We start from the raw sequence: 22,330 nt of genomic DNA, 5'->3' as shown, positions 1-22,330 counted from the left end.
CGCCGGCATGTTCCTGGAACCGGTGCCCAACGTGCCTGCGCTCACTCGGCGGCGGCGAGCTGCCCGCACGCGCCGTCGATCTCACGCCCGCGGGTGTCGCGGACCGTCACGGGCACGCCGTGGAACTGCAGCCGTCGTACGAAGGCCCGCTCGTCCTCGGGCCGCGACGCCGTCCACTTGGAGCCCGGCGTGGGGTTGAGCGGGATCAGGTTGACGTGCACCAGTTTGTTCTTCACCAGCTTGCCGAGCAGGTCAGCCCGCCACTCCTGGTCGTTGATGTCCTTGATCAGGGCGTATTCGATCGAGACCCGCCGCTTGGTCCTGGCCGCGTACGCCCACGCCGCGTCGAGGACCTCGGCCACCTTCCACCGCGTGTTGATCGGCACGAGGGTGTCGCGCAACTCGTCGTCGGGGGCATGCAGCGACAGCGCCAGCGTGACCGGCAGCCCTTCGTCTGCGAGCTTGCCGATGGCGGGCACCAGCCCCACCGTGGAGACGGTGACGCCGCGCGCGGAGATGCCGAGGCCGTGCGGCGCGGGCTCCACCAGCCGCCGCACCGCGCCGATCACCTGCTTGTAGTTGGCCAGCGGCTCGCCCATGCCCATGAACACGACGTTGCTCACCCGGCCGGGGCCGCCCGGCACCTCGCCGGCGGCCAGCGCCCGAGCGCCGGAGACCACCTGCTCGACGATCTCGGCGGTGGACATGTTGCGGGTCAGGCCCGCCTGGCCGGTGGCGCAGAACGGACAGTTCATGCCGCAACCGGCCTGCGACGACACGCACATCGTCACCCGGTCGGGATAGCGCATCAGCACCGACTCGACCAGCGCGCCGTCGAACAGCCGCCACAACGTCTTACGGGTCGTGCCGCCGTCGGTGGCCATCTCCCTGACCGGCGTGAGCAGCTCGGGCAGCAGCGCGGACAGCTTCTCGCGGGACGCGGCCGGCAGATCGGTCATCGAGCCGACGTCGGTGGTCAGGCGCTCGAAGTAGTGGCGCGAGAGCTGGTCGGCACGGAACGCCTTCTCGCCCAGCTCGGTGACCGCGGCCCGCCGATCGGCCATCGACAGGTCGGCCAGGTGCCGTGCGGGCTTGGCTCGCCGGGGCGCGACGAAGGTGAGCTGGCCTGGGGGCTGGGACACGTTGCCGCCTTTGCTTGAGGGGTTGTCGGCCAGGGTAATGAACGTTGGGATAGGAGGTGGCATTCCTGGTGTTGGTTGGGCTCGCGTCGCGGTTGCCGCCCGATCTACAGTCATCTCGTATGGCGATTTTCCGGGCGGCAGCCGGCAAGGGTGGCGCCGAGGTCGTCCTCGCCGCGGGCAATCCGTACGGCAGCCGGACGCTCGTGGTCGAGCGTGATGAGGACTCCTCGGTAGCTTACCTGTGCTCGCCCGACGGCACGGTGCACGGCGCCGTGTGGCTGGCCAACCACCGCCCCGCCCCGCCCGTGGTCGACCTGGCCAGGATCAACGCCGGCCTGCCGCCGCTGATGCCGAGGGCCGGCACGCTGCACCCCGAGGGCCGCCGGCCGCTCGGGCAGCTCAGCGCGCTGTGGTTCGAGGAGGGCGACGGCGTGGCCCTCTACGAGGACGACGACCTGCTGGCGGTCATCCCCGGCTGGGCCGACATGAACCGGGGCATGCCCGGCTACGCGCGCGACGCGGTGGGCGAGTCGCCGTTCGCGTGGGCGCTGTCGGAGGCGCTCGAAGGTTTGCGGCCGCGCATCTCCAACGCCGAGTCCTACTGGCGCTGGCGGCACGGCGAGGGTTCGTGGCCGTCGTTCCAGCAGTTCGTGATGGGCCATCTGGACCGCGCGCTCGGCCCGGCAGGCCGATACTGGGACGCCGGCGGCGAGCGGCCGCCGACCGTGGGCATCACCGAGCGCCCGCCGCACCGCGATCGCGACTTCACCGTCTTGTCGACGGTCGGCATGAGCTGCCAGCGCATGCCCACGGTGGAGCAGTGGATCGACAAGCCGGGCGCGTACGCCAGGATCGAGCTGGCCGTGGCCACCCGGGAGGACCCGAAGGACGCGGCGCTGCTGCTGGTGTGGTTGTCGCAATATCCGTGGCATTCGGTCACGTGGCTGGGCCACGGGCACACGGCGAAGTGGTATCACGAGCCCGCGACGTTCCCGCTGGGGCCGCAGTATTCGGGGGTGCTGATGATGCACAGCCCACCCCACATGCCTGACATGTCGGGGTTCGCGTTCGGGGGCGAGGCCGTACGGTGGCTCTGGCTGACCCCCGTCACGGCGCAGGCGCTGGAGACGCACCGCTAGAAGAACAACGTCATCAGCAGCCAGGCCGGCACCAGCACCGTCACCAGCGAGTCGAGCCGGTCCATCAGACCGCCGTGGCCGGGCAGGATCGTGCCCAGGTCCTTGATGCCGAGATCCCGTTTGATCATCGATTCGATCAGATCGCCCGCGGTCGCCAGCACCGCCGCGAGCCCGCCGATCAGCGCTCCCTGCCAGAGCTCGCCGCCGAGCAGCCACGTCACCAGCCAGCCGCCGACCGCCACGCACGCGACGAGCGACCCGGCGAAGCCCTCCCAGGTCTTCTTGGGGCTGATCACCGTCATCTGGTGGCGGCCGAACAACACCCCGGCGACGTAGCCGCCGATGTCGCTGGCGATGGTCACCGCGATGAAGATCAACACCCGGTGGTCGCCGTCGTCCGGCTTGAGCAGCAGCGGCACGAACGCGGCAAGCAGGCAGGGGTAGAAGAGCGTGAACACCGACGCGGAGGCGTCGCGTACGTAGCCGTCGGTGCCGTCACCGAACATCCGCCAGATCAGCAGGACGAGCGCGAACACGGCGAACGCGGCCAGTAACCAGACCGAACCGCCCCAATAGGCCGCCACCTGCATGGCCACCAGCCCGGCGAGCACGGGCGCGACCGGCACCTTGATGTCACGGGTCGCGAACGCCCTGATCAGCTCCACCGTGCCGACGCCGACGGCGCCCGCGACCACCACGAGGAACAGCTCTTTGACCGTGTAGAGGGTGCCGAGGACCAGCGCGCCCAGCACGACGCCCACCGCGATCGCGGCAGGCAGGTTTCTGCCGGTACGGCTGCCGCCGCTCGAGCTGGTGCCAGCCGTACTTTTTTCCACAGAGTTCTCCAAAGCCGCGGCCCCCGCCCTCTGGGCGAGGGCCGCAGAGTGCATGCCCGCTGCCTTCGCTCCGGCGGGCAGAGGCCCACCGGAGGCGGCCCGCCGCCGGGCGCGCCGCTCAGACTTCGAGCAGTTCGGCTTCCTTGACCTTGAGCAGCTCGTCGATCTTCGCAACGTGCTTCTGGGTGATGTCGTCGAGCTCCTTCTCGGCCCGCCTGACCTCGTCCTCGCCCGCCTCGCCATCCTTCATCATCTTGTCGAGGACCTCCTTGGCGGACCGGCGGATGTTGCGCACCGACACCTTGGCGTGCTCGCCCTTGTTCCTGGCGACCTTGATGTATTCCTTGCGGCGCTCCTCGGACAGCTCCGGGAACGTCACGCGGATCACCTGTCCGTCGTCGGTCGGGTTGACACCGAGGTCGGAGTCGCGGATGGCCCTCTCGATCGCGGGCATGGAACTCTTGTCGTAGGGCTGGATGAGCACCATGCGCGCCTCGGGCACGTGGAACGACGCCAGCTGCTGGATCGGCGTCGGCGTGCCGTAATATTCGGCGTTGATCTTGTTGAACATCGAAGGGGTGACCCGGCCCGTACGGATGCTCGCGAAGTCCTCCTTCGCGACAGACACGGCCTTGTCCATTTTGTCCTCGGCTTCGAGGAGGGTTTCGTCGATCACAGCGGCTCCCTGTCTTCTAGCTGGCGGTGTCGGGCTCGCTCGCTCATTTGCCTGCGGGACTGACCAGCGTGCCGATCTTCTCACCGCGGACGGCGCGCAGGATGTTGCCCTCGCCCATGAGGTCGAAGACCACGATCGGCAGATCGTTGTCCTTGCACAGGCTGATCGCGGTGGCGTCCATGACCGCGAGGTCGCGGAGCAGCACCTCGCCGTAGTCAAGGTGGTCGAATCTGACCGCATCCGGATTCTTGCGGGGATCGGAATCGTAGATCCCGTCCACCTGTGTGCCCTTGAGCAGCGCCTCGGCGCCGATCTCGAGGGCCCGCTGGGACGCCGCGGTGTCGGTGGAGAAGAAGGGCGACCCGAGCCCGGCGCCGAAGATGACCACGCGCCCCTTCTCGAGATGCCTGATCGCGCGGCGCGGCAGGAACGGCTCGGCCACCTGCTGCATGGTGATGGCCGTCTGCACGCGTGTCTCCACGCCCCGCCGTTCGAGGAAGTCCTGCAGGGCCAGGCAGTTGATGACCGTGCCGAGCATGCCCATGTAGTCGGCCCTGGCCCGGTCGATGCCTCCTTGCGAGAGGGTGGCGCCGCGGAACATGTTGCCGCCGCCGACCACGACCGCGACCTGCACACCCTCCTGAACCGCCTCGGCGATCGAGTCGGCCAGGTGGTCGACGATCACCGGGTCGATGCCCAGCGGCTCGCTGCCGGCGAACGCCTCGCCCGACAACTTCAGCATCACCCGTTTCCACCGCAGCGGGTTTGGCGGGTGTGGAGACGAGGAAGCCGCCGTCCGCGGGGATTCGTGGGCTGGCTCCCGGTGTTCCTGCACGGCGGCGGCCTCCTTCGTTCGGCGGTTCGTTGAGCTGGCGGCTTGCCTAAGCCTAAGCCTGACCGACCTTGAAACGGACAAAGCCGAGGACCTCGACGCCGTTGTCCTCGGCGTACTTGCCCACGCTCTTCTTGCCGTCCTTGACGAAGGTCTGCTGGAGGAGGGTGAAGTCTTTGTACCAGCCGTTGACGCGACCCTCGACGATCTTGCCGATCGCGGCCTCGGGCTTGCCCTCCTCGCGGGTCATCTCTTCGAAGAGCTTGCGCTCCTTCTCGACGACCTCGGCGGGCACGGAGGCCGCCTTGAGGTATTGCGGGGCCATCGCCGCGGCGTGCTGGGCGACGTCCTTGGCGACCTCGGCGTTGGGCTTGTCGAGCTGGACCAGCACGCCGACCGCGGGCGGCAGCGCCGGGTCGGTGCGGTGCATGTAGGCGCCGACGTAGCCGCCCTCCAGCACCGCGAACCGGCGGATCTCGATCTTCTCGCCGAGCGCGGCGTTGGCGGTGTCGAGGTGGTCCTTGACGGTCTTGCCGTCGAACGAGGACTCCAGCAGCGCCGGCACGTCGGCGGGCCTGGTCTCGAGGATGTGCGCCACGACCTGGGCGGCCAGTTCCTGGAAGCGCTCGCCCTTCGCCACGAAGTCGGTCTCGCAGTTGAGCTCTAGGAGCGCGGCGGCGGAGTCGCCGTCCTGCTTGAGCGCGACGAGGCCGTTGGAGGCGGTGCGCGCCTCGCGCTTGCCCACGTCCTTGGCGCCCTTGAGGCGCAGCAGCTCGATGGCGCGGTCGAAGTCGCCGCCGGACTCCTCGAGCGCCTTCTTGCAGTCCATCATGCCGGCAGCGGTGATCTCGCGAAGCCGCTTGACGTCGGCCATGTTCACGGAAGCCATTGCTCTTATTCCTTGTGAAATTTCGTCGTCGTGGATCGGGCGGGCGCCGTGATCGGCGGCCCACCCCGGGGTCGGCACGGCTGGCGCGTGCCGTACAGGAACTCTGCCTCGCTCGGGGGCGCGCACCGGCCCGGCCCTACTGCTGCCTCGCCCCGGTATGCTGCCCAGCCTCGCCGCGGCCTATCACCTGTGCGGGCTCGGCTTCGCCAGGCCGGGACGCGTCCCCGTCGGCGGGGACGCGTCCCTCGATCAGCTGTCAGGACTGCTGCTCGGGCTTGTCCTCGGCGGTGGCCTCGGTCGCGGGAGCGGTCTCGGCGGGAGCCTCGGCCGCGGGAGCGGTCTCGGCGGGAGCCTCGGCCGCAGCGACCGGCTCGGCGGGAGCGGCCTCGGCCGGGGCCGCGGGAGCGGCGGCGTCCGCCTCGCCCGCCGGACGCTCGCCGGTGCCCTGCTCGATGAGCTCGCGCTCCCACTCGGCCAGCGGCTCGGCGGCGGCCGGCTTCTCGTCACCGCGGGCGGCGCCGGAGCGGGCCATCAGACCGGCGGCGACACCGTCGGCGACGACCCGGGTCAGCAGCCCGACGGCGCGGATGGCGTCGTCGTTGCCCGGGATCGGGTAGTCGACCTCGTCGGGGTCGCAGTTGGTGTCGAGGATCGCGACGACAGGGATGCCGAGCTTCTTGGCCTCGCTGATCGCGATGTGCTCCTTCTTGGTGTCGACGACCCACACCGCGCTGGGCACGCGGCCCATGTCACGGATGCCGCCGAGCGTGCGCTCGAGCTTGTCCTTCTCGCGCCGGCGCATGAGGAGCTCCTTCTTGGTGAGCCCCGAGGCGGCGACGTTGTCGAAGTCGAGCTCCTCGAGCTCCTTCAGGCGCTGCAGCCTCTTGTGCACGGTGGAGAAGTTGGTGAGCATGCCGCCCAGCCAGCGCTGGTTGACGTAGGGCATGCCGACCCGGGCCGCCTGCTCGGAGATGGCCTCCTGAGCCTGCTTCTTCGTGCCGATGAACAGGATCGTGCCGCCGTGGGCGACGGTCTCCTTCACGAAGTCGTAGGCGCGGTCGATGTAGGACAGCGACTTCTGCAGGTCGATGATGTAAATGCCGTTGCGCTCGGTGAAGATGAAGCGCTTCATCTTCGGGTTCCAGCGCCGGGTCTGGTGACCGAAGTGAACGCCGCTCTCGAGCAGCTGTCGCATGGTGACGACGGGGGCCATGTGCTGGTCCTCCAGGTCTGGGCGCCCTGCGGATGGGCGCGATTCTCGGTTGTGACGCGACAGCGCGTGTCTGCCGCCCTGATGCCCCGAAACCGCTCCAGCCGGGCGCCTGGCCCGGACCGATGGCGCGGTCCGCAATGAGGCATGCGAAGTCGGCCTGTGCCACAGGCCACCGGAAAGTCTACCTCCCATGCCGCCTCAGGCTGACCGCATGTGGTCAAACGGCACGGGTCAGCCCGGTTCCGCCTTCAGGTAGGCCAGTACCGCCATGACCCGGCGGTTGTGGTCGTCGCTCGGCGGCAGTCCGAGCTTGGCGAAGATGTTGTTGGTGTGCTTGGCGATGGCCTTGTCCGTGACGAGCAGGAGGGCGGCGATCGCGGCGTTCGACAGGCCCTCGGCCATGAGCGCGAGCACCTCGCGCTCCCTGGGGGTCAGACGGCCCAGCGGTTCGTCGCGCTTCCTGCGGGTGAGCAACTGGCCGATCACCTCGGAGTCCATCGCCGTGCCTCCGGCCGCCACCCTGCGCACCGCCTCGACGAACTGCTCGACGTCGCCGATCCGGTCCTTCAGCAGGTAGCCGACCGCACCCGCCTGGTCGGACAGCAGCTCACGGGCGTAGAGCTGCTCGACGTACTGCGACAGGATCAGCACCGGCAGCCCCGGCCGGCGCCTGCGGGCCTCCAGCGCGACGCGCAGCCCTTCGTCGGTCAGGGTCGGCGGCAGCCGTACGTCGACCACGGCGACGTCGGGCCGGTGGCGAGTCAGCGCGCTGAGCAACATCGGCCCGTTGCCGACCGCCTCGACCACCTCGAACCCGGACGCCGACAGCAGGCGCACGAGCCCGTCCCTCAGGAGGGCGAGATCTTCTGCGATGACAACGCGCACGGTATCTCCACGATGAATTCGGTCGGCCCGCCGGCCGGGCTGCGGACGTCGAGCGTCCCGTCGAACGCCGACAGCCGGCGCCTGATGCCGTCGATGCCGGTGCCGCCCGGGTCGGCGCGGCCCCTCCCGTCGTCGCCCACGACCAGCCGCAGGACGCCTTTCGAGTGGCACAGCCGCACCCACGCGCGGTGGGCGCCGCTGTGCTTGGCCGCGTTCGTCAGGGCCTCGGCGGCGGCGAAGTAGACCGCGGACTCGACGGGCGCCTCCGGCCGGGAGGGCAGGTCGATGTCGACGTCCACCGTGAGGGGGACGTGCAGCGCGGCGGCCTCGAGTGCGCCGGCCAGGCCCCGGTCGGCCAGCACGGGAGGGTGGATGCCGTTCACCAGGTCGCGCAGGTCGGCCAGGGCCTGCCCGGCCGACTCCCACGCCTCCCCCACCAGCTCGCGAACCTGACCGGGATCGCTCGCCCGCCTGGCCAGGCCGAGGTTCATGCGCACCGAGACCAGCCTGGCCTGCGCGCCGTCGTGCAGGTCGCGTTCGATCCTGCGCAGCTCGGCCGCCTGCGCGCTCACCGCCGCGGCCCTCGACTCGGTCAGCTGCCTGACCCGGTCCGTGTCGCCGGGGCACAACAACAGCTCCGCCAGCCGCGCCTGCGTCCTGTGCAGGAGCGGGACGGCGGCCAGCGCGACGGCGACGATGGCGACGATCGCCAGCGACAGGGCGACCGTGAGCTGGGTGCTCGGCCGCACCGTCTGCAGCTTCCAGAGGACGGCGTCGGCCGACAGCACCCCGCCGACGACCAGCACGCCGCCGGGGCCGGTCACGGCCTGCACCGCGAGCCAGGCCGTCTCGCGGGCGTGAGCGCCCTCCCGCGACTCGCGTGCTCGAGCGTCCACCGGCGCCGCCGGCTCGTGGCCGAGCGCGCGGGCCGCCCAGGCCAGCTGGAACGTCGCCAGCGCGTGGACCATCGACCGCACCCCGGCCAGCGGGCGCACGCCGAGCCCGCCGATCGGGACCAGCGCCGCGCACCCGGCGAGCAGCAGGAGGAGCGCCCATGCCGCCACGCCGGCGGCGGCGTTCAGCAGCAGGCCGGCCACGGGCTCGGCCATGCGGCGCATCATGCTCACCCGAGCAGTCTGCCCGCTCCGCACGACCGGCGCGGTAGACCTGGGCCCACCATCATGGGTGGCGAAATTCCCCCGGCCCGGGGGACACAGGGCGCGCCTGACGGCGGCACGGCCCTTGTGGGCGGACGCCCGTACGTCTCCTTCCGCCGTCCCCTGCGCGAGGTCGGCGCGCTCCTGGACGCGGGCGCGGTGCACGGCGGGCGTACCGCCGCCATGCACCTGCGCTGCCTGGCCCGCAGCAACCGCATCGGACACGAGCGCGTCGGCGAGGTGCTGGAGCAGGTGGGCCTGGCCGAGGTCGCCGACCGGCGGATCGCCGGGTTCTCGCTGGGCATGCGGCAGCGGCTCGGCATCGCGGGGCGCGGTCATCCGTTCCGCCGCCGGGACCCTGGTCACGCTGATCGTGGTCCTGTTCGTGCTGCCGATCATGGCCCAGGCGCTGCCGGACCCGGCGGGGGCGCGGACCGCTCGCCCATTCCCGTACGAGGATGCCGGCACCACCTGCGCGCCTCCTCCCTCGTCGTGATCCTCGGCCCGGCGAGGTCGTCAGGACGCGTCGTGATCCTCGGCGGGCCGGTGAGGTCGTCAGGGCGCGTCGTGGTCCTCGGTGGGCAGGCCAGGGGCCACCCGCTTCGCGACCGGGAACAGGCTGATCTGGGCCTCGGCGATTCTGGCCCCGCTCGGAGCGTCCTCCTGATCGCGGAAGCGGGCGACGTACGGCTCGATCAGCTTCATGATCTCCTCGTTGAGCCGGCCGAGTTCCTGGGCGTCGACCCTGATCCTGGTGCGGCTGAAACCGCTCGCGTAGCGCCACTCCTCCGTGTCGTTGTCGAGGTTGGCCCAGCTGCGTTCCGCCTCCTCGTGGGCCTCCTTGTTGAACAGCGCTATCAACGACTTCTTCGCCTCGCGCACGTCCGGCGGGTCGCTGGGACTGACACCCACGCCGATCGGGGTGTCCACGACCTTCCACAATCGTTCCCTGCCGTCGCCGCGGGGCGGAGCGTCCTCGACGAAACCGTATTTGGCGAGCATGCGCAGGTGATAGCTGGCGGCGCTGGGCGTGATGCCCGCGTTCTCGGCCACCTCGGTGGCGGTGGCGCTGCCCTCGTCGGCCAGTTGGGTGAGGATCGCCAGCCGCGCCGAATGGGCCAGCGCTCGCATCGCCTTCGGATCGCTGAGCCAACCAGGTTCCCGCGTCATGTGCCCACGGTACCTCTGCCCGTGAATATCTGAAAGGTTGCCTTCACAACTCTGAAGGATTAACTTCACATCTATGAAGGGAACCTTTCACACCCGGCGTGACCGTCGTGCCCTCGAGCGCCCAGCCGGCGGACCGCCCGGCGCGGACAGCCCGGCCACCGGGTCCGGATCTCCTCCTCGTCCGTCCGGGCCCCATCTCGAAGCCGCCGCTCCTCTGCGCAAGCAGCACGACTACCGCCTGCTCTGGACGGCCAGGACGGTCTCGATCACCGGATCAGAGGTGTCCAAGCTGGCCATCCCCCTGACCGCGGTGACCCTGCTGACCGCATCGCCCTCACAGATGGGCCTGCTGACCGCTGCCGCCTCGGTGCCCGCCCTGCTGTTCGGGCTGCAGTCAGGGGCGATCGCCGACCGGCTCACGCGGCACCGTCCCCTGATGATCGCTTGCGAGCTCGTCTCCTGCGCGGCCGCCGTCACCGTGCCGGTGGCCTGGCTACTGGGCGTGCTGAACGTCGCCTGGCTGATCATCGTGGCCCTCGTGATCGGCATGGCTGGAGTGCTGTTCAAAGCCGCGAACTTCCCCCATCTGGCGGCCGTCGTCCCCTCCGAGCAGCGCACCGAGGCGATGGCCGGCCTGCAGGCGTCCTACTCGGTGGCCTCCGTGAGCGGACCAGGACTGGCCGGGCTCCTGGTACAGGTGCTCACGGCACCGCTGGCCGTCCTGGCAGAGGCGCTGTCGTTCCTGGCCTCGGCCCTGCTGCTGCGCTCCATCCGCACCCCGGAGCGGAACGAACCGGCCGCCTCCCGGGGGATGTGGCGCGACGTCAAGGAAGGACTGAAGGTCAGCGTCACCCACCCGGTCCTGCGCGCACTGCTCGGCGCGGGCGTCACGATCAACTTCTTCGCGATGGCGTTCACGGCCGTCCACATGCTCTACATGGTGAACACCCTCGGCATCCCCAAAGGGTTGATCGGTGTCCTCATCGCGTTGAGCGGGGCGGGTGGCCTGCTGGGCGCCTGGCTCACGGCCCGCCTGTCCAAACGCTACAGCGAGAGCCGGGTCCTGCTCGCCGCTGTTCTCTTCTTCCCCTCGGAGATCCTCGCGGTGGGACTGCTGACCGGCCCGCTGTGGTGGAAACTGTCGGTCCTGGCCGTGACGGGCACGCTCACGGGCGGCATCGTGGTGGCCTACGCCACCTGCATGGGTGCGATCACCCTGAGCGAAACCACCGCCGAGTTGCGCGGCCGGGTCAACGCCACCATGACGTTCGCGGTGCAGGGTGTCCTCGCCCTCGGCGGTCTGCTCGGAGGCCTTCTCGCGGAGGCGATCGGGCTGCGTGCGGTCATCCTGGTCTGCGCCGCGGGGATCGCCCTGAGCACCCTGTGGATCTGGACGTCTCCGCTGCGTCCGCGCCGTACCAGGTTCTCGGCGTCGGGCGAGCCAGGCGCCGACCCAGCGCTCACCTCGTCACTGAACGACCTCCTCAACTCCAATCCGCGGATCTACTGAACGACCCGCCAAGCAGCGTGGTCGCGCACCTCAGGTCGGCACCAGCTTGTGGACAACCCAGCGTCCTCCACAGAACGGCGTTCACCGCCCCTCCGCCAGGGCGCCGTGACCGAAAATCGCGCCATGAACGCCCACCCACCGACCCGCCGTCACCCGCAGTCCCCCCACACCGGCCCAACGACCCTCACCACCCGCAGGGCTTTCACAACCGCCGCCTCCACCACGGCCCAGACAGCCCCCACCACCACCCGCACCGCCTTGACGGCCGTCGTTTTCGTGGCCACCGTCCTCGCTGTCCCAGCGCCCGCAGCGGCAAGAGCCTCACCGCCTACATGGCGCTGGCCGCTGGACGGCCGCCCTCGCGTCATCCGCCGTTTCGCTCCGCCCCCAGAGCCCTGGCTGGCCGGTCACCGCGGTGTCGACCTGGCCGCCCCGGCAGCCGCCCCGGTGCTGGCGGCAGGCGCGGGCACGGTCCGGTTCGCCGGTCCCGTCGGAGGAAGGGGCGTGGTCACGGTCGAGCACGCAGGCGGCCTGCGCACGACGTACGTACCGGTCACGTCATCGGTGACACAGGGCCAGTCCGTCGAGCAGGGAGCCAAGCTGGGCGTGCTCGAGTCATCGACCGATCACTGCCAGGAGCCGTGCCTCCATTGGGGTCTCCTCCACGACACCCGCTACCTCGACCCTCTCCTCCTCCTGGGCCACGCCCCCATCCGCCTTCTCCCGTTCTGGCAGGCGGACTCCACGGCAAGCCCTGAATCCCCAGGCCACCGCGGTTCCCCGCCACCGTCAGACGTCCCCACTCCGCCGCCACCGCCGGCACGTTCAGTCACCGCTGCTCCACCACAGGCAAGATCGGCCTCGATCCCCTTTCGACCAGCGCCCGCCGCGGCAGCAACCGCCGCACCCCTTCCACAGGCGCTCACAGCTAACTGGACCACCGCATTCGGTCCACCCGTGCTCACAGCAAGCTGGACAACCGCATCCAGTCCGAACACACCCGCAGCAAGCTGGCCCACTGCCAGTCCACCGGCGACGTTCGCCACCGCTCCTGCCGCGCGACCGGTCCACAAGGCACTGCCATCCACCACGCCCTCGCCGTATCTGACGCGTTCGGCTTCAGCCACCCCACTCGTGAGCGCGATCGCCCTGGGCGCGCTCCTGGGCGGGTTCCTTCTCCTCGGCCTCGCCACGACCGTGCGCCGACGCCTGCGTTCCCGCCCCCGCCCCCGCCGACACGCCGCGCCACAGGGCCGCCACCGCAAGCAGCACCGCAGGAGAGGCGCCCGCGACCGCCGGCCGCACTGCGGTTGACCACGGACGACCGATGACCGGCACGGCCCTTATCCACAACCTCCCAGTAACCCACCCAGCCATCCCCAGAACCCCGTTCGGCCGACCTCGGTCCACCCCCCATCCACGAGAGTCGGTGCCCGACAGCCAGACGGAGGTGGCACATGCCCGCAAACAAGAGACTCGACCTCGGCAGGCAGGGCGAGCAGCTAGCCGTGACCTATCTGGAGGCACAAGGGATGAAAGTGATCGAGCGTAACTGGCGCTGCCGTCACGGCGAGATCGACGTCATCGCCGAAGAAGGCCCCAGCCTGATCGTGGCCGAGGTCAAGACACGATCGGGCACGTCCCACGGCACAGCCCTGGAGGGCGTGAGCCGGGCCAAGCTGGCCCGGCTCCACATGCTGGCGGCGAAATGGCTGGCCACGCAGCAACGCACCTTCGACACCGTGCGCGTGGACGTGATCGCTATCGAGCGCTTCGCCGGCGATTTCGCGCTGCGCCACGTGCGGGGGGCGATCTGATGGCCGTTGCCCGCACCCGCAGCGTGGCCGTCGTCGGAGTCGCCGGGCGCACCGTCGAGGTCGAGGCCGACGTGGGCAACGGACTCGCGGGCATCCATCTCATCGGCCTTCCCGACACCGCGCTCAGCGAGGCTCGCGACCGAGTCAGGTCGGCGGTCGTCAACAGCAGCTATCCCTGGCCCGATGCCCGCATCATTGTCAGTCTCTTCCCTGCCAGCCTGCCCAAACGCGGGTCCCAGTTCGATCTGGCCATAGCCGTGGCGATCCTGGGCGCGGCGGGAGTGATCCCTGCTGAGCGCATCGCGGAGCCGTTCTTCCTGGGTGAGCTCGGCCTCGACGGGCGCATCAGACCCGTGCGCGGCGTTCTCCCCTCGGTGCTCGGCGCCGCCGGACACGGTGGCGCCACGGTCGTCGTGCCGGCCGCCAACTCGGCCGAGGCGGCCCTGGTGCCCGACGTCAAGGTCGTTCCCATGTCCGGCCTGCGCCAGTTGGTCGAGTGGCTGCGCACCGGCGACGACCCGCCCGAGGCCCGGACCGGCGACATCGTGGAGCCTCAGAGGTCCGCCCCCGTCCCCGCAGTCGACCTGTCCGACGTCGTGGGCCAGCCGGTGGCCCGCCGAGCCCTCGAAGTGTGCGCGGCAGGCGGCCACAACCTGTGGATGCTCGGCCCACCCGGCACCGGCAAAACCCTGCTGGCCGAACGCCTCCCCACCCTCCTGCCGGATCTGGAGCTCGATCATGCCCTGGAGGTCACCGCCATCCATTCCGTCGCGGGTGTGCTGCCGCCCGAATCACCCATGATGAGCAGGCCGCCGTTCGTCGCCCCGCACCACACGGCGACGTCCGCCGCGATCATCGGCGGCGGCAGCACGGTCGTGCGCCCGGGGGCGGTCTCCCTCGCTCACAGGGGCCTGCTGTTCATGGACGAGGCTCCCGAGTTTCCCCGCCATGTCCTCGACTCCCTGCGGCAACCGTTGGAGTCCGGCCGGGTGACGGTGTCCAGATCCGCGGGATCGGTCACGTTCCCGGCCCGGTTCATGCTGGTCCTGGCCGCGAACCCCTGTCCCTGCGCCCAGGCCGACGACAAGAGCGAGACGTGCAGATGTTCCCCCACCACCAGACGCCGCTACCTCGGCAGGCTCTCAGGCCCGCTCCTTGACCGCATAGACATGAAGGTCACGGTCGTCCGCTCGTCAAGGCGCGAGCTCCTGGCCGACCGCCAGTTCGTGGAGACCAGCAAGACGGTGGCCGAACGCGTCCTGGTGGCGCGTGACCGAGCCGCCAAGCGCCTGGCCGGCACCCCCTGGCGCACCAACGCCGAGATCCCCTCCTCCATGCTGTATGCCGACTACCGTCCGGGGGAGGCGGCCATGCGGCCCATGACGTCCTGCCTCGACTCCGGCATCCTCACCGCACGCGGCCTCGACCGGGTGGTCCGGATCGCCTGGACCCTCGCCGATCTGGCAGGCAAGGACCGCCCGGAGGAGGACGAAACCACCGGCGCCCTCAGTTTCTGGCTGGGAGTCACGTCGTGACACCGCCCAATCTTCACAACGCCTTGGCCGTCCCGTCGTCCGTCCCACTCCACGAAGGCACCGTCAGCCCCATGCCATCCACTCCTGCCGCCCCAGCGACCACGACGCCCCAGCCCTCTGCCTCCCATCCACCCATTCAGCCCACCCAGCAGTTCCACATCCAGGACACGAGTGGCCCGACCTCTCCCGTCCAGGAGCCCCCCGCTACGCCGGCTCCTCGCACGCCGGACGCCCGGCCCTCGCAAAACTTTCACCCCACCGGGGACGGTGAGGGGGCCACGGTCGCCGTGACCCGACGATCAGGACGGCAGGAGACAGACGAGCTGGTGGCCAGGGCTGCTCTCATGCGCGCCGCTGACGTGGGCGACCCGGTCATGGGCCGCCTCGTCGCCCAGTACGGCGCATCAGAGGCGGCGGCAGCGATCCGCGCACGCGCCTTGCCACCCGACTTCGCCGCGCGAGAGGCCCAGCACGGGCGCCCGCCTGACCTGACCCGCCGGCTGAACGCCTGGTACGCCCGCCTGGCGACCGCCAAGCCCGCAGCCGACCTGGAAGCAGGCGAGAAGGCCGGAGCCAGGCTGATCATTCCCGGCAGCCCGGAATGGCCTACTCAGCTGGACCAGCTGGGGCCGAGCCGTCCCCTCGGGCTGTGGTTGCACGGCACGGCCGACCTCCGCTTCGCGTGCCTCAAGTCCGTCGCCGTGGTCGGCGCCCGCGCCGCCACGTCATACGGTTCGCACATCGCGGCCCAGTTCGGTGTCGGTCTCAGCGAATCAGGCTGGACGGTCGTGTCGGGTGGCGCCCACGGCGTGGACGGGGCGGCCCACAAGGGAGCCCTGGCGTCGGATGCGCCGACGGTGGCCGTTCTGGCCTGCGGCGTGGACGTCTGCTATCCGAGCAGTCACGACACCCTGTTCGCGGCCGTCAGGGAGCGGGGGGTCGTGATCAGCGAGTGCCCACCGGGCGTCCATCCCACCCGGGCACGCTTCCTCATCAGAAACCGCCTGATCGCCGCCCTGTCGAGAGGCACCGTGGTGGTGGAGGCGGCCTTGCGTAGCGGCGCGCTCAATACGGCCGCCCATGCCCTGTCCCTCAACAGGCATCTGGGGGCCGTGCCTGGCCCGATCACTTCGAGCATGTCGGCCGGCTGTCACCGGCTTCTTCGGGAGCGCAAAGCGGTATGCGTGACGACCCCGGAGGAGATGATCGACCTCGTCGGCGTGATAGGCGACGACCTGGCCCCGCAGAGCCGGGTGGCCGCCGTTTCCAGGGACAAACTCAACGACTCCACCAAGAGGGTGCTGGACGCGGTCCCTGCCCGAGGCGGCGCCGGCCCAGCTTCCATAGCGGTTGCTGCGGGAGTCAGCCTGGATGCGACTTTGAGCGCGCTGGGCGGCCTGGCAGCCGCAGGCTACATAGAACGCGCCGCCAACGGCTGGCGCCTGCGCAAGCCGGCAACGAGCTATCGCAAGGCTCCCGAATCAACCGCCCTACGACCCCCACTCACCGCGGAAGCCGCCGATCAGGCAGATGATCCTCCGTTTCCGGACGACCTGCCCGCCCCCTACCAAGCGGCGGAGAGGAGGGACGCCTGACGTCTCACGGTCCGCCTGACACGCACCGCGTCACCGGACGGCGGGCGGACATGGTGACGGCCATCGCGTGATCCTTGGAGGGCCTGCTTCAAGACCGTAGAAGAGCACCGCGATGGCCGCACACCACAGTCTGGCGTGTGTGCACCGGAAGGCGAAGAGGACCGCGCACCAGTGACTCCTACTTTTTGCTGACATAGTTGCGGATCATGACAATCGATTGTTGAGGTTGCCTCCCGGCGCATGAGGCGATGATGCGGGCCTTACGAAGCTCGCACCGACGACGGCAAAGGGAGCCGTCACCGCTACGCGGACACGGCCGGCGGGACGAAGAAACGACGGGATGATCGCGGGGTCCACGATGACCACAGACGCCGGTAAGGACGGACAGCGCGCCCAACCGGATGACGCGGACATGAGCGACACATACGCTCGGCACCGCGACATGACCGACACGAAAGAGGATGGTGACGTGGAAGACATGGCCCGGACGGACGGTGATGCGGCGGTGAGCAGCGACGAAGTGCTGGCGGACTTCGGCCGGTATCTGCGGCTTGAGCGTGATCTGTCACCGCACACGGTCCGGGCTTACCTGACCGACATCACCTCTTTGCTCGATCACCTGGGCGGGCACCTCGACAGCCTGGACATCGGAGCTCTCAGGGGGTGGCTGGCCGGCCAGCATGAGGCGGGAAAAGCGCGGGCAACGCTGGCGCGCCGGACCGCCTGTGCCCGCACCTTCACCGCCTACTGCCATCGTCGCGGCTGGCTGTCCACGGACCCAGGTTTGCTGCTTGGCACCGCCAGGACGCCCCGGTCGCTGCCGTCCGTGCTCGACCAGGAGCAGGCCCAGGCCGTGATGGACGTCCCCGCCACCGCGGAGCCGAAAGAACTGCGCGATCAGGCGTTGCTGGAGCTGTTGTACGCCACGGGTGTGCGGGTGAGCGAGTTGTGCGCACTGGACGTCGATGATGTCGACCGTGACCGGCACGTCATCACGGTTCTGGGCAAGGGGCGTAAGGAGCGTTCGGTGCCGTTCGGGCTGCCCGCTCTCCGAGCGCTGGACAGATGGTGTATTCACGGACGGCCGCTGTGGGCCCGGGCCAGGTCGGGGCCCGCGCTCTTTCTCGGAGTGCGCGGGGGCCGCATCGACGCGGGCACCGTCCGGCGGGTGGTGCACGCGCGACTGGCCCAGGTCGATGGGGCGCCGGACATGGGGCCGCACGGTCTCCGGCACACTGCGGCGACGCACCTGCTGGAGGGCGGTGCGGACCTGCGTAGCGTTCAGGAGTTGCTCGGGCACGCGTCGCTGAACACCACGCAGATCTACACCCACGTCTCTATCGAGCGTTTGCGGGCGGCCTACCGGCAGGCACATCCCAGGGCCTGAGTGGGCTTGCCGGCGTAACACCGGCAGGCTCCTAGACCTCTCACCCTCACCGCGCGGTCACCCGGAGAAGCCCTCCTTGGGCATCTCCAGGTCTGCTTTGGCCAGTTCTTCGACGTTGACGTCCTTGAACGTGACGACGCGTACGTTCTTCACGAATCGGGCGGGCCGGTACATGTCCCACACCCAAGCGTCCTGCATCTTCACGTCGAAGAAGACGTCGCCGTTCTCCGCAGTGCGGACATCGAGATCGACCGAGTTGGTCAGATAGAACCGCCGCTCAGTCTCCACCACGTATGTAAACAAACCGACGACATCGCGGTATTCGCGGTAAAGCTGCAGCTCCATCTCGGTTTCGTACTTTTCGAGATCCTCTGCGCTCATCGCGGTCCTCCTGTCGTACCGGTCCCCCGGTTCGCCTGGTCAGGCAACCCCGGCCCCCATTTCATTTTCACCCATCCCCCTCGCCACCGTGACGAAGGAGTAACGGTGATCAGGACACGGACCATGCGTTTCCAGCGCCAGCCGGTGTCCTGGTGTGACATACCCCTTGTGCTCGGCGAAGCCGTACTGCGGGAAGCGCTCGTCCAGCGCGACCATCAGGCGATCCCTCGTCACCTTGGCCACGATCGACGCGGCCGCCACGCACGCGGCCACCTGATCCCCCTTCCAGACGGCGAGCGACGGCGCGGGCAACCCGGGCACCGGGAAACCGTCCGTCAGGATGTACTCAGGGTCACAGGACAACTGTGCGACAGCACGCCGCATTCCCGAAACGTTGCATTTGTGGAGACCTTTGGCGTCGATCTCCCCGGGCGGGATGATGACGATGCCGACGTGGGCGACGCGCAAGATCGCGTCGTAGAGCCGTTCGCGCACCGCCGGAGCGAGCAGTTTCGAGTCGCCCAGGCCGTCGACCGGCTTGCGCAGGATGACGGCCGCGACCACGAGCGGCCCCGCGCACGCGCCACGGCCGGCCTCGTCGACACCCGCGATGGGGGTGAGGCCGCGGCGGGCGAGCGCCCGTTCGTAGGCGTAGAGTCCGGAATCTCGCCGGACGACGCTGGGGCGAGGGCGGAACGCAACTGTCATGACAGAGGCAGCGTACGCCTCATTCGCCGCAAACCGCGACCGGAAGCCGATCTACTTGACCTTGTCGAAAGCCTCGGGCTGAGAGAAGAGATAGCCCCGCGACAGCGGCCAATAGCGCACCACGGCCTTGCCGATCACCGCGTCTTCCGAGATGAACCCGCCACCCGGCTCCTCCATGTGCGCCCGGGAGTCGGCCGAGGCGCTGCGGTGGTCGCCCATCAGCCAGAGCTTGCCGGCCGGCACCTTGACGTCGAACTTATCGCCGGAAGCGTAATCGTCCGGGTAAAGGTAGGAGGACTCGTCAAGCGGCTTGCCGTTGATGGTGATGCGCTTGTCGGCGTCGCAACACTTGACGCGGTCGCCGCCGACCCCGATGACGCGCTTGATGGTGTCTTCGCCGTTCCAGCCCTTGAACACCACGATGTCGCCGCGCTCGGGCTTGCCAGAAAGCTTGTTGACGAAGATCCGGTCGTCAAGCTGCAGGGTGTTCTCCATCGACACGGACGGGATGTAGAACGACCCGACCACGAAGGCCTGCAGCAGCAGCGCGATGCCGACCCCCAGAACGAGCAGCAGCACCGTCTCGCGGAAGCTGCCCTTCTTTTTCTTCTCTTTGCCCACGCCCTCCGCCTTCTTGGTGACGGCCATCAGCGCTTCCTCCGCAGCCGGCGCCGAACCAGGACCAAGGGTACGGCCAGCCCGAACCCGGCGACCAGCGGTACGGATCCGCCGAACGCGTGGAGCGCGGGTTGGGCGAACGTCTCGGGAATGTCTATCGAGGAGGCACGGTCGAACGGCCACACGATCACGAACGCCCGTCCGATGACCTGGCCCACCGGAATGGAGCCGCCGCCCGCGTCGCCGCTGTGGGCGCGGGAGTCGAGCGACACCGAGCGGTGGTCGCCCATCACCCACAGCCGCTCGGGCGGCACCTTGACGTCGAAGAACTTGTCAGAGGGCACGTTGCCTGGATAGAGGTAGCTCTCCTCGTTGATGGGCGTGCCGTTGACCGTGATGCGGCCTTTGGAGTCGCAGCACTTGACGTGGTCGCCGCCGATGCCGATGACCCGCTTGATGTAGTCCTTCTCGCCGGGGATGACACCGAACGCCGTGCCGACCCAGCGGAAGAACGCCGCGACAGGGTTGGACGGCTCCTCCATCTGGAACTCGCCGTCCCAGGAGTCGACACCCGAGAAGACCACCACGTCGCCGCGCTCGATGTCGCGCGTGTGGTAGACGAGCTTGTTGACGAGAACCCTGTCGTTGGTCAGCAGGGTGTTTTCCATCGACTCCGACGGAATGTAGAAGGCCTGGACCACAAAGGTTTTGATGATCAGGGCCAGCACCAGAGCGACAACGACAAGAACAGGAAGCTCTTTCCAGAACGACCCCTTCTTCTCCTTTTTTCCGCCCTTAGCCGGCTTCTGAGTCTCTTCGGCGACCACGTCCACCTCGTCCTCGACAGGGCGGCGCGCAGCGCCGTGCTCCTGGCTCTCGCTAGTCATCGCTGACGAGCCTAGATGATGTCCCGGCTCGACAAGCCTGGACCGACGTTACACCCACGCACGAGTCGCTCCACATAAAGGAAACGGCCCCGTAAAGCCGAAAGGCCCGCGCCGTAGCGCGGACCTCGGAAAGAGCAGGACCTACTTCGCGGGCGTCGTCTCGCGCTTCTCGCGGATGCGGGCGGCCTTACCGCGCAGGTCACGCATGTAGTAGAGCTTCGCGCGACGCACGTCGCCGCGGGAGACGAGCACGATCTTCTCGATGACGGGGCTGTGCACAGGGAAGGTGCGCTCGACGCCGACGCCATAGCTGACCTTGCGAACGGTGAAGGTCTCGCGGGCGCCGCTGCCCTGCCTGCGCAGCACGAAGCCCTTGAAGACCTGGACGCGGGAGCGGTTGCCTTCGACGACGCGTACGTGAACCTCGAGCGTGTCACCGGGGCGGAAATCCGGCACGTCGCTGCGCAGGGTCGCCTTCTCGAGCTCCTGGATCTTCGTGTGCATGAGAGCTGTCCTCAAGTCCTCGTGAGCACGCGGAGGTCCACCCGGCCATGGCTCGTGGCGGACACGCCTGCTGATGTGATGAAACCCAGGACCGTTTCCCGGGCATGACAGACCAACCACAACAGGTTGGCAGCGATTCAGTTTGCCATATCTTCCGGCTCGACGCGAAACGACAGCTCCTCGAGAAGTCTCCTGTCGTGCTTGTCGAGCGTCTCGGGGTCGAGCTCCGCCGCGAGTTCAGGCCGGTTTCGTACGGTACGGCGCAGCGCCTCGTCCCGCCGCCATCTCGCGATTTTTCCGTGATGTCCGGACAGCAACACGTCGGGCACCTCGCGCCCCCGCCAGACGGGAGGCTTGGTGTAGACAGGCCCCTCGACGAGGTTGCGCATGGCCCCGGGGGCGAAGGAGTCGTCGACGGCCGACTGTGCGTTGCCGAGCACGCCCGGCAGCAGCCTGCCGACGGCCTCCACCATGACCAGCACCGCCACCTCGCCGCCGGCCAGCACGTAGTCGCCGATGCCGACCTCGTCGACCCGCAGCCGCTCGGAGTATTCCTCCACGACGCGCGAGTCGATCCCCTCGTAACGCCCGCACGCGAACAGCAGCCACGGCTCGGCCGCCAGCTCCTGCGCGAGCTCCTGGGTGAACGGCCGCCCGCTCGGGGTCGGCACGACCATCCGCGGCGCGCCGTCACCGATCACGGAGTCGATGGCCTCGCCCCACACCTCGGGTTTCATGACCATGCCGGGACCCCCGCCGTAAGGGGTGTCGTCCACGGACTTGTGCACGTCGTGGGCCCAGTCGCGGAGCTGGTGCACGCGCACGTCGAGCGTGCCGCGCTCGCGCGCCTTGCCGATCAGCGAGACGTCGAGCGGCGCGAAGTATTCGGGGAAGATCGAGACGATGTCGATCCGCATCACAGCAGGCCCTCCGGCGGATCGACGACCAGCCGTCCGGCCTCCACGTCGACCACGGGCACGAGGGCCTTGACGAACGGGATCAGCGCGTCGTCGGCACCGCGGCGGCGCACGACCAGGAGGTCCTGGCCGTGATGGAGCACATCGGTGATCTCGCCCACGGGCTCACCAGAAGCGGTCTCGACCGCCAGGCCGATGAGCTGGTGGTCGTGGAACTCGTCGGGATCGTCGGGCGGCGGCACCTGGCCGGAGTCGATGACCAGCATGGTGTTGCGCAGATCTTCGGCCGCGTCACGGCCGGCGACCCCGGCGAACGACACCAGCAGCAGGCCCTTGTGCCAGCGGCGGCTCTCGACGACGAGCGGCCCCTTGCCGGCCGGGTCGGTGGCGATCGACGTGCCGGGGGCGAAACGCAGCTCGGGATCGTCGGTGCGCACCTCCACGGTCACCTCACCGCGTACGCCGTGCGGACGGCCTATCCGGCCGACGACCAACTGCACGTGAATTCGCCCTTTCTCAACGCGAGCGCCCC

General features: G+C 69.2%; 23 protein-coding genes and 1 pseudogene. 7 read left to right on the top strand and 17 right to left on the bottom strand.

Features of this window, described 5'->3' with window-relative positions:
* Window positions 1–41: 41 nt before the first annotated feature.
* On the bottom strand, window positions 42–1,142 hold the full coding sequence (rlmN, locus tag ABGB01_RS30945) for a 23S rRNA (adenine(2503)-C(2))-methyltransferase RlmN (protein WP_347621931.1): 1,101 nt from the start codon (window positions 1,140–1,142) through the stop codon (window positions 42–44).
* Window positions 1,143–1,261: 119 nt separating this feature from the next.
* On the opposite strand from rlmN, the gene ABGB01_RS30940 reads away from it, so the two are divergent.
* A complete protein-coding gene (locus ABGB01_RS30940) occupies window positions 1,262–2,281 on the top strand; it encodes a suppressor of fused domain protein (protein ID WP_347777036.1) in 1,020 nt (339 codons plus the stop codon).
* Here ABGB01_RS30940 and ABGB01_RS30935 read toward each other — a convergent pair.
* The 7 genes from ABGB01_RS30935 to ABGB01_RS30905 all read right to left on the bottom strand — a co-directional run bounded on the left by ABGB01_RS30935 (window position 2,278) and on the right by ABGB01_RS30905 (window position 8,934).
* The gene (locus tag ABGB01_RS30935) at window positions 2,278–3,117 is read right to left on the bottom strand and encodes a phosphatidate cytidylyltransferase (protein ID WP_347777035.1); all 840 of its coding nucleotides are present in this window, start codon (window positions 3,115–3,117) and stop codon (window positions 2,278–2,280) included. The two genes, ABGB01_RS30940 and ABGB01_RS30935, sit on opposite strands and share 4 nt — an antisense overlap.
* Before the next feature lie 118 nt (window positions 3,118–3,235).
* A complete protein-coding gene (gene frr, locus ABGB01_RS30930; protein WP_347621928.1) occupies window positions 3,236–3,793 on the bottom strand; it encodes a ribosome recycling factor in 558 nt (185 codons plus the stop codon).
* A gap of 43 nt (window positions 3,794–3,836) precedes the next feature.
* Entirely contained in the window at window positions 3,837–4,535 is a 699-nt protein-coding gene (pyrH, locus tag ABGB01_RS30925) for a UMP kinase (RefSeq protein WP_220447049.1), read from the bottom strand.
* Between the two features lie 145 nt (window positions 4,536–4,680).
* Window positions 4,681–5,514 (bottom strand): translation elongation factor Ts, encoded by an 834-nt coding sequence (gene tsf, locus ABGB01_RS30920; protein WP_347777034.1) that lies wholly within the window; start codon window positions 5,512–5,514, stop codon window positions 4,681–4,683.
* A gap of 256 nt (window positions 5,515–5,770) precedes the next feature.
* Window positions 5,771–6,727 carry a 30S ribosomal protein S2 gene (rpsB, locus tag ABGB01_RS30915; RefSeq protein WP_347777033.1) on the bottom strand — a complete coding sequence of 319 codons (957 nt, stop codon included), beginning with the start codon at window positions 6,725–6,727 and terminating at the stop codon, window positions 5,771–5,773.
* A 231-nt stretch (window positions 6,728–6,958) separates the two neighbouring features.
* On the bottom strand, window positions 6,959–7,612 hold the full coding sequence (locus ABGB01_RS30910; RefSeq protein ID WP_347777032.1) for a response regulator transcription factor: 654 nt from the start codon (window positions 7,610–7,612) through the stop codon (window positions 6,959–6,961).
* Complete coding sequence (locus tag ABGB01_RS30905; RefSeq protein WP_347777078.1) at window positions 7,576–8,934, bottom strand: histidine kinase; 1,359 nt, start codon at window positions 8,932–8,934, stop codon at window positions 7,576–7,578. The genes ABGB01_RS30910 and ABGB01_RS30905 overlap by 37 nt, the downstream gene beginning before the upstream one ends.
* Here ABGB01_RS30905 and ABGB01_RS30900 point away from each other — a divergent pair.
* Window positions 8,845–9,096: pseudogene (locus tag ABGB01_RS30900) on the top strand (ABC transporter ATP-binding protein); the annotation flags it as partial. The gene ABGB01_RS30905 and the pseudogene ABGB01_RS30900 overlap by 90 nt on opposite strands.
* 228 nt (window positions 9,097–9,324) lie before the next feature.
* On the opposite strand, the gene ABGB01_RS30895 reads toward ABGB01_RS30900, so the two are convergent.
* Entirely contained in the window at window positions 9,325–9,939 is a 615-nt protein-coding gene (locus ABGB01_RS30895; protein ID WP_347777031.1) for a winged helix-turn-helix domain-containing protein, read from the bottom strand.
* Window positions 9,940–10,012: 73 nt separating this feature from the next.
* On the opposite strand from ABGB01_RS30895, the gene ABGB01_RS30890 reads away from it, so the two are divergent.
* Complete coding sequence (locus tag ABGB01_RS30890; RefSeq protein ID WP_347777030.1) at window positions 10,013–11,449, top strand: MFS transporter; 1,437 nt, start codon at window positions 10,013–10,015, stop codon at window positions 11,447–11,449.
* A gap of 1,119 nt (window positions 11,450–12,568) precedes the next feature.
* Here ABGB01_RS30890 and ABGB01_RS30885 read toward each other — a convergent pair.
* Window positions 12,569–12,721, bottom strand: a complete 153-nt coding sequence (locus ABGB01_RS30885) for a hypothetical protein (RefSeq protein ID WP_347777029.1) — start codon at window positions 12,719–12,721, stop codon at window positions 12,569–12,571.
* Between the two features lie 185 nt (window positions 12,722–12,906).
* Here ABGB01_RS30885 and ABGB01_RS30880 point away from each other — a divergent pair, with 185 nt between their 5' ends.
* The 4 genes from ABGB01_RS30880 (at window position 12,907) to ABGB01_RS30865 (ending at window position 17,783) form a co-directional block, all read left to right on the top strand.
* Window positions 12,907–13,266, top strand: a complete 360-nt coding sequence (locus ABGB01_RS30880; protein WP_347777028.1) for a YraN family protein — start codon at window positions 12,907–12,909, stop codon at window positions 13,264–13,266.
* Entirely contained in the window at window positions 13,266–14,801 is a 1,536-nt protein-coding gene (locus ABGB01_RS30875; RefSeq protein ID WP_347777027.1) for a YifB family Mg chelatase-like AAA ATPase, read from the top strand. The genes ABGB01_RS30880 and ABGB01_RS30875 overlap by 1 nt, the downstream gene beginning before the upstream one ends.
* Window positions 14,802–15,145: 344 nt before the next feature.
* Window positions 15,146–16,396: a DNA-processing protein DprA gene (dprA, locus tag ABGB01_RS30870; protein ID WP_347777026.1), complete on the top strand. Its 1,251-nt coding sequence runs from the start codon at window positions 15,146–15,148 to the stop codon at window positions 16,394–16,396.
* A 505-nt stretch (window positions 16,397–16,901) separates the two neighbouring features.
* Window positions 16,902–17,783: a tyrosine recombinase XerC gene (locus ABGB01_RS30865; RefSeq protein ID WP_347777025.1), complete on the top strand. Its 882-nt coding sequence runs from the start codon at window positions 16,902–16,904 to the stop codon at window positions 17,781–17,783.
* 57 nt (window positions 17,784–17,840) lie between these two features.
* On the opposite strand, the gene ABGB01_RS30860 is transcribed toward ABGB01_RS30865, so the two are convergent.
* The 7 genes from ABGB01_RS30860 to rimM all read right to left on the bottom strand — a co-directional run bounded on the left by ABGB01_RS30860 (window position 17,841) and on the right by rimM (window position 22,298).
* Complete coding sequence (locus tag ABGB01_RS30860) at window positions 17,841–18,164, bottom strand: DUF2469 domain-containing protein (protein WP_026215037.1); 324 nt, start codon at window positions 18,162–18,164, stop codon at window positions 17,841–17,843.
* 39 nt (window positions 18,165–18,203) lie between these two features.
* Window positions 18,204–18,872 (bottom strand): ribonuclease HII, encoded by a 669-nt coding sequence (locus ABGB01_RS30855; protein WP_347777024.1) that lies wholly within the window; start codon window positions 18,870–18,872, stop codon window positions 18,204–18,206.
* A gap of 51 nt (window positions 18,873–18,923) precedes the next feature.
* Window positions 18,924–19,520 (bottom strand): signal peptidase I, encoded by a 597-nt coding sequence (lepB, locus tag ABGB01_RS30850; RefSeq protein ID WP_347621916.1) that lies wholly within the window; start codon window positions 19,518–19,520, stop codon window positions 18,924–18,926.
* Window positions 19,520–20,377: a signal peptidase I gene (lepB, locus tag ABGB01_RS30845; protein ID WP_347777023.1), complete on the bottom strand. Its 858-nt coding sequence runs from the start codon at window positions 20,375–20,377 to the stop codon at window positions 19,520–19,522. The genes lepB (ABGB01_RS30850) and lepB (ABGB01_RS30845) overlap by 1 nt, the downstream gene beginning before the upstream one ends.
* Window positions 20,378–20,518: 141 nt before the next feature.
* Entirely contained in the window at window positions 20,519–20,881 is a 363-nt protein-coding gene (gene rplS / locus ABGB01_RS30840) for a 50S ribosomal protein L19 (protein ID WP_347777022.1), read from the bottom strand.
* Window positions 20,882–21,018: 137 nt separating this feature from the next.
* Complete coding sequence (trmD, locus tag ABGB01_RS30835) at window positions 21,019–21,798, bottom strand: tRNA (guanosine(37)-N1)-methyltransferase TrmD (protein WP_347777021.1); 780 nt, start codon at window positions 21,796–21,798, stop codon at window positions 21,019–21,021.
* Window positions 21,798–22,298 carry a ribosome maturation factor RimM gene (gene rimM / locus ABGB01_RS30830; RefSeq protein WP_347777020.1) on the bottom strand — a complete coding sequence of 167 codons (501 nt, stop codon included), beginning with the start codon at window positions 22,296–22,298 and terminating at the stop codon, window positions 21,798–21,800. The genes trmD and rimM overlap by 1 nt, the downstream gene beginning before the upstream one ends.
* Window positions 22,299–22,330 lie beyond the last annotated feature (32 nt).

This window comes from Nonomuraea sp. B5E05 (genome assembly GCF_039880665.1).
Taxonomy (GTDB): Bacteria; Actinomycetota; Actinomycetes; order Streptosporangiales; family Streptosporangiaceae; genus Nonomuraea.
This window is presented reverse-complemented; position numbering and strand designations above follow the sequence as displayed.

Bases quoted from the DNA above. Each gene is read 5' to 3' on its own strand.
- ABGB01_RS30940 (WP_347777036.1), top strand. From the start codon at position 1,262: ATGGCGATTTTCCGGGCGGCAGCCGGCAAGGGTGGCGCCGAGGTCGTC.
- pyrH (WP_220447049.1), bottom strand. From the start codon at position 4,535: ATGCTGAAGTTGTCGGGCGAGGCGTTCGCCGGCAGCGAGCCGCTGGGC.
- tsf (WP_347777034.1), bottom strand. From the start codon at position 5,514: ATGGCTTCCGTGAACATGGCCGACGTCAAGCGGCTTCGCGAGATCACC.
- rpsB (WP_347777033.1), bottom strand. From the start codon at position 6,727: ATGGCCCCCGTCGTCACCATGCGACAGCTGCTCGAGAGCGGCGTTCAC.
- ABGB01_RS30895 (WP_347777031.1), bottom strand. From the start codon at position 9,939: ATGACGCGGGAACCTGGTTGGCTCAGCGATCCGAAGGCGATGCGAGCG.
- ABGB01_RS30890 (WP_347777030.1), top strand. From the start codon at position 10,013: ATGAAGGGAACCTTTCACACCCGGCGTGACCGTCGTGCCCTCGAGCGC.
- ABGB01_RS30880 (WP_347777028.1), top strand. From the start codon at position 12,907: ATGCCCGCAAACAAGAGACTCGACCTCGGCAGGCAGGGCGAGCAGCTA.
- ABGB01_RS30875 (WP_347777027.1), top strand. From the start codon at position 13,266: ATGGCCGTTGCCCGCACCCGCAGCGTGGCCGTCGTCGGAGTCGCCGGG.
- dprA (WP_347777026.1), top strand. From the start codon at position 15,146: ATGCGCGCCGCTGACGTGGGCGACCCGGTCATGGGCCGCCTCGTCGCC.
- ABGB01_RS30860 (WP_026215037.1), bottom strand. From the start codon at position 18,164: ATGAGCGCAGAGGATCTCGAAAAGTACGAAACCGAGATGGAGCTGCAG.
- ABGB01_RS30855 (WP_347777024.1), bottom strand. From the start codon at position 18,872: ATGACAGTTGCGTTCCGCCCTCGCCCCAGCGTCGTCCGGCGAGATTCC.
- lepB (WP_347621916.1), bottom strand. From the start codon at position 19,520: ATGGCCGTCACCAAGAAGGCGGAGGGCGTGGGCAAAGAGAAGAAAAAG.
- lepB (WP_347777023.1), bottom strand. From the start codon at position 20,377: ATGACTAGCGAGAGCCAGGAGCACGGCGCTGCGCGCCGCCCTGTCGAG.
- rplS (WP_347777022.1), bottom strand. From the start codon at position 20,881: ATGCACACGAAGATCCAGGAGCTCGAGAAGGCGACCCTGCGCAGCGAC.
- trmD (WP_347777021.1), bottom strand. From the start codon at position 21,798: ATGCGGATCGACATCGTCTCGATCTTCCCCGAATACTTCGCGCCGCTC.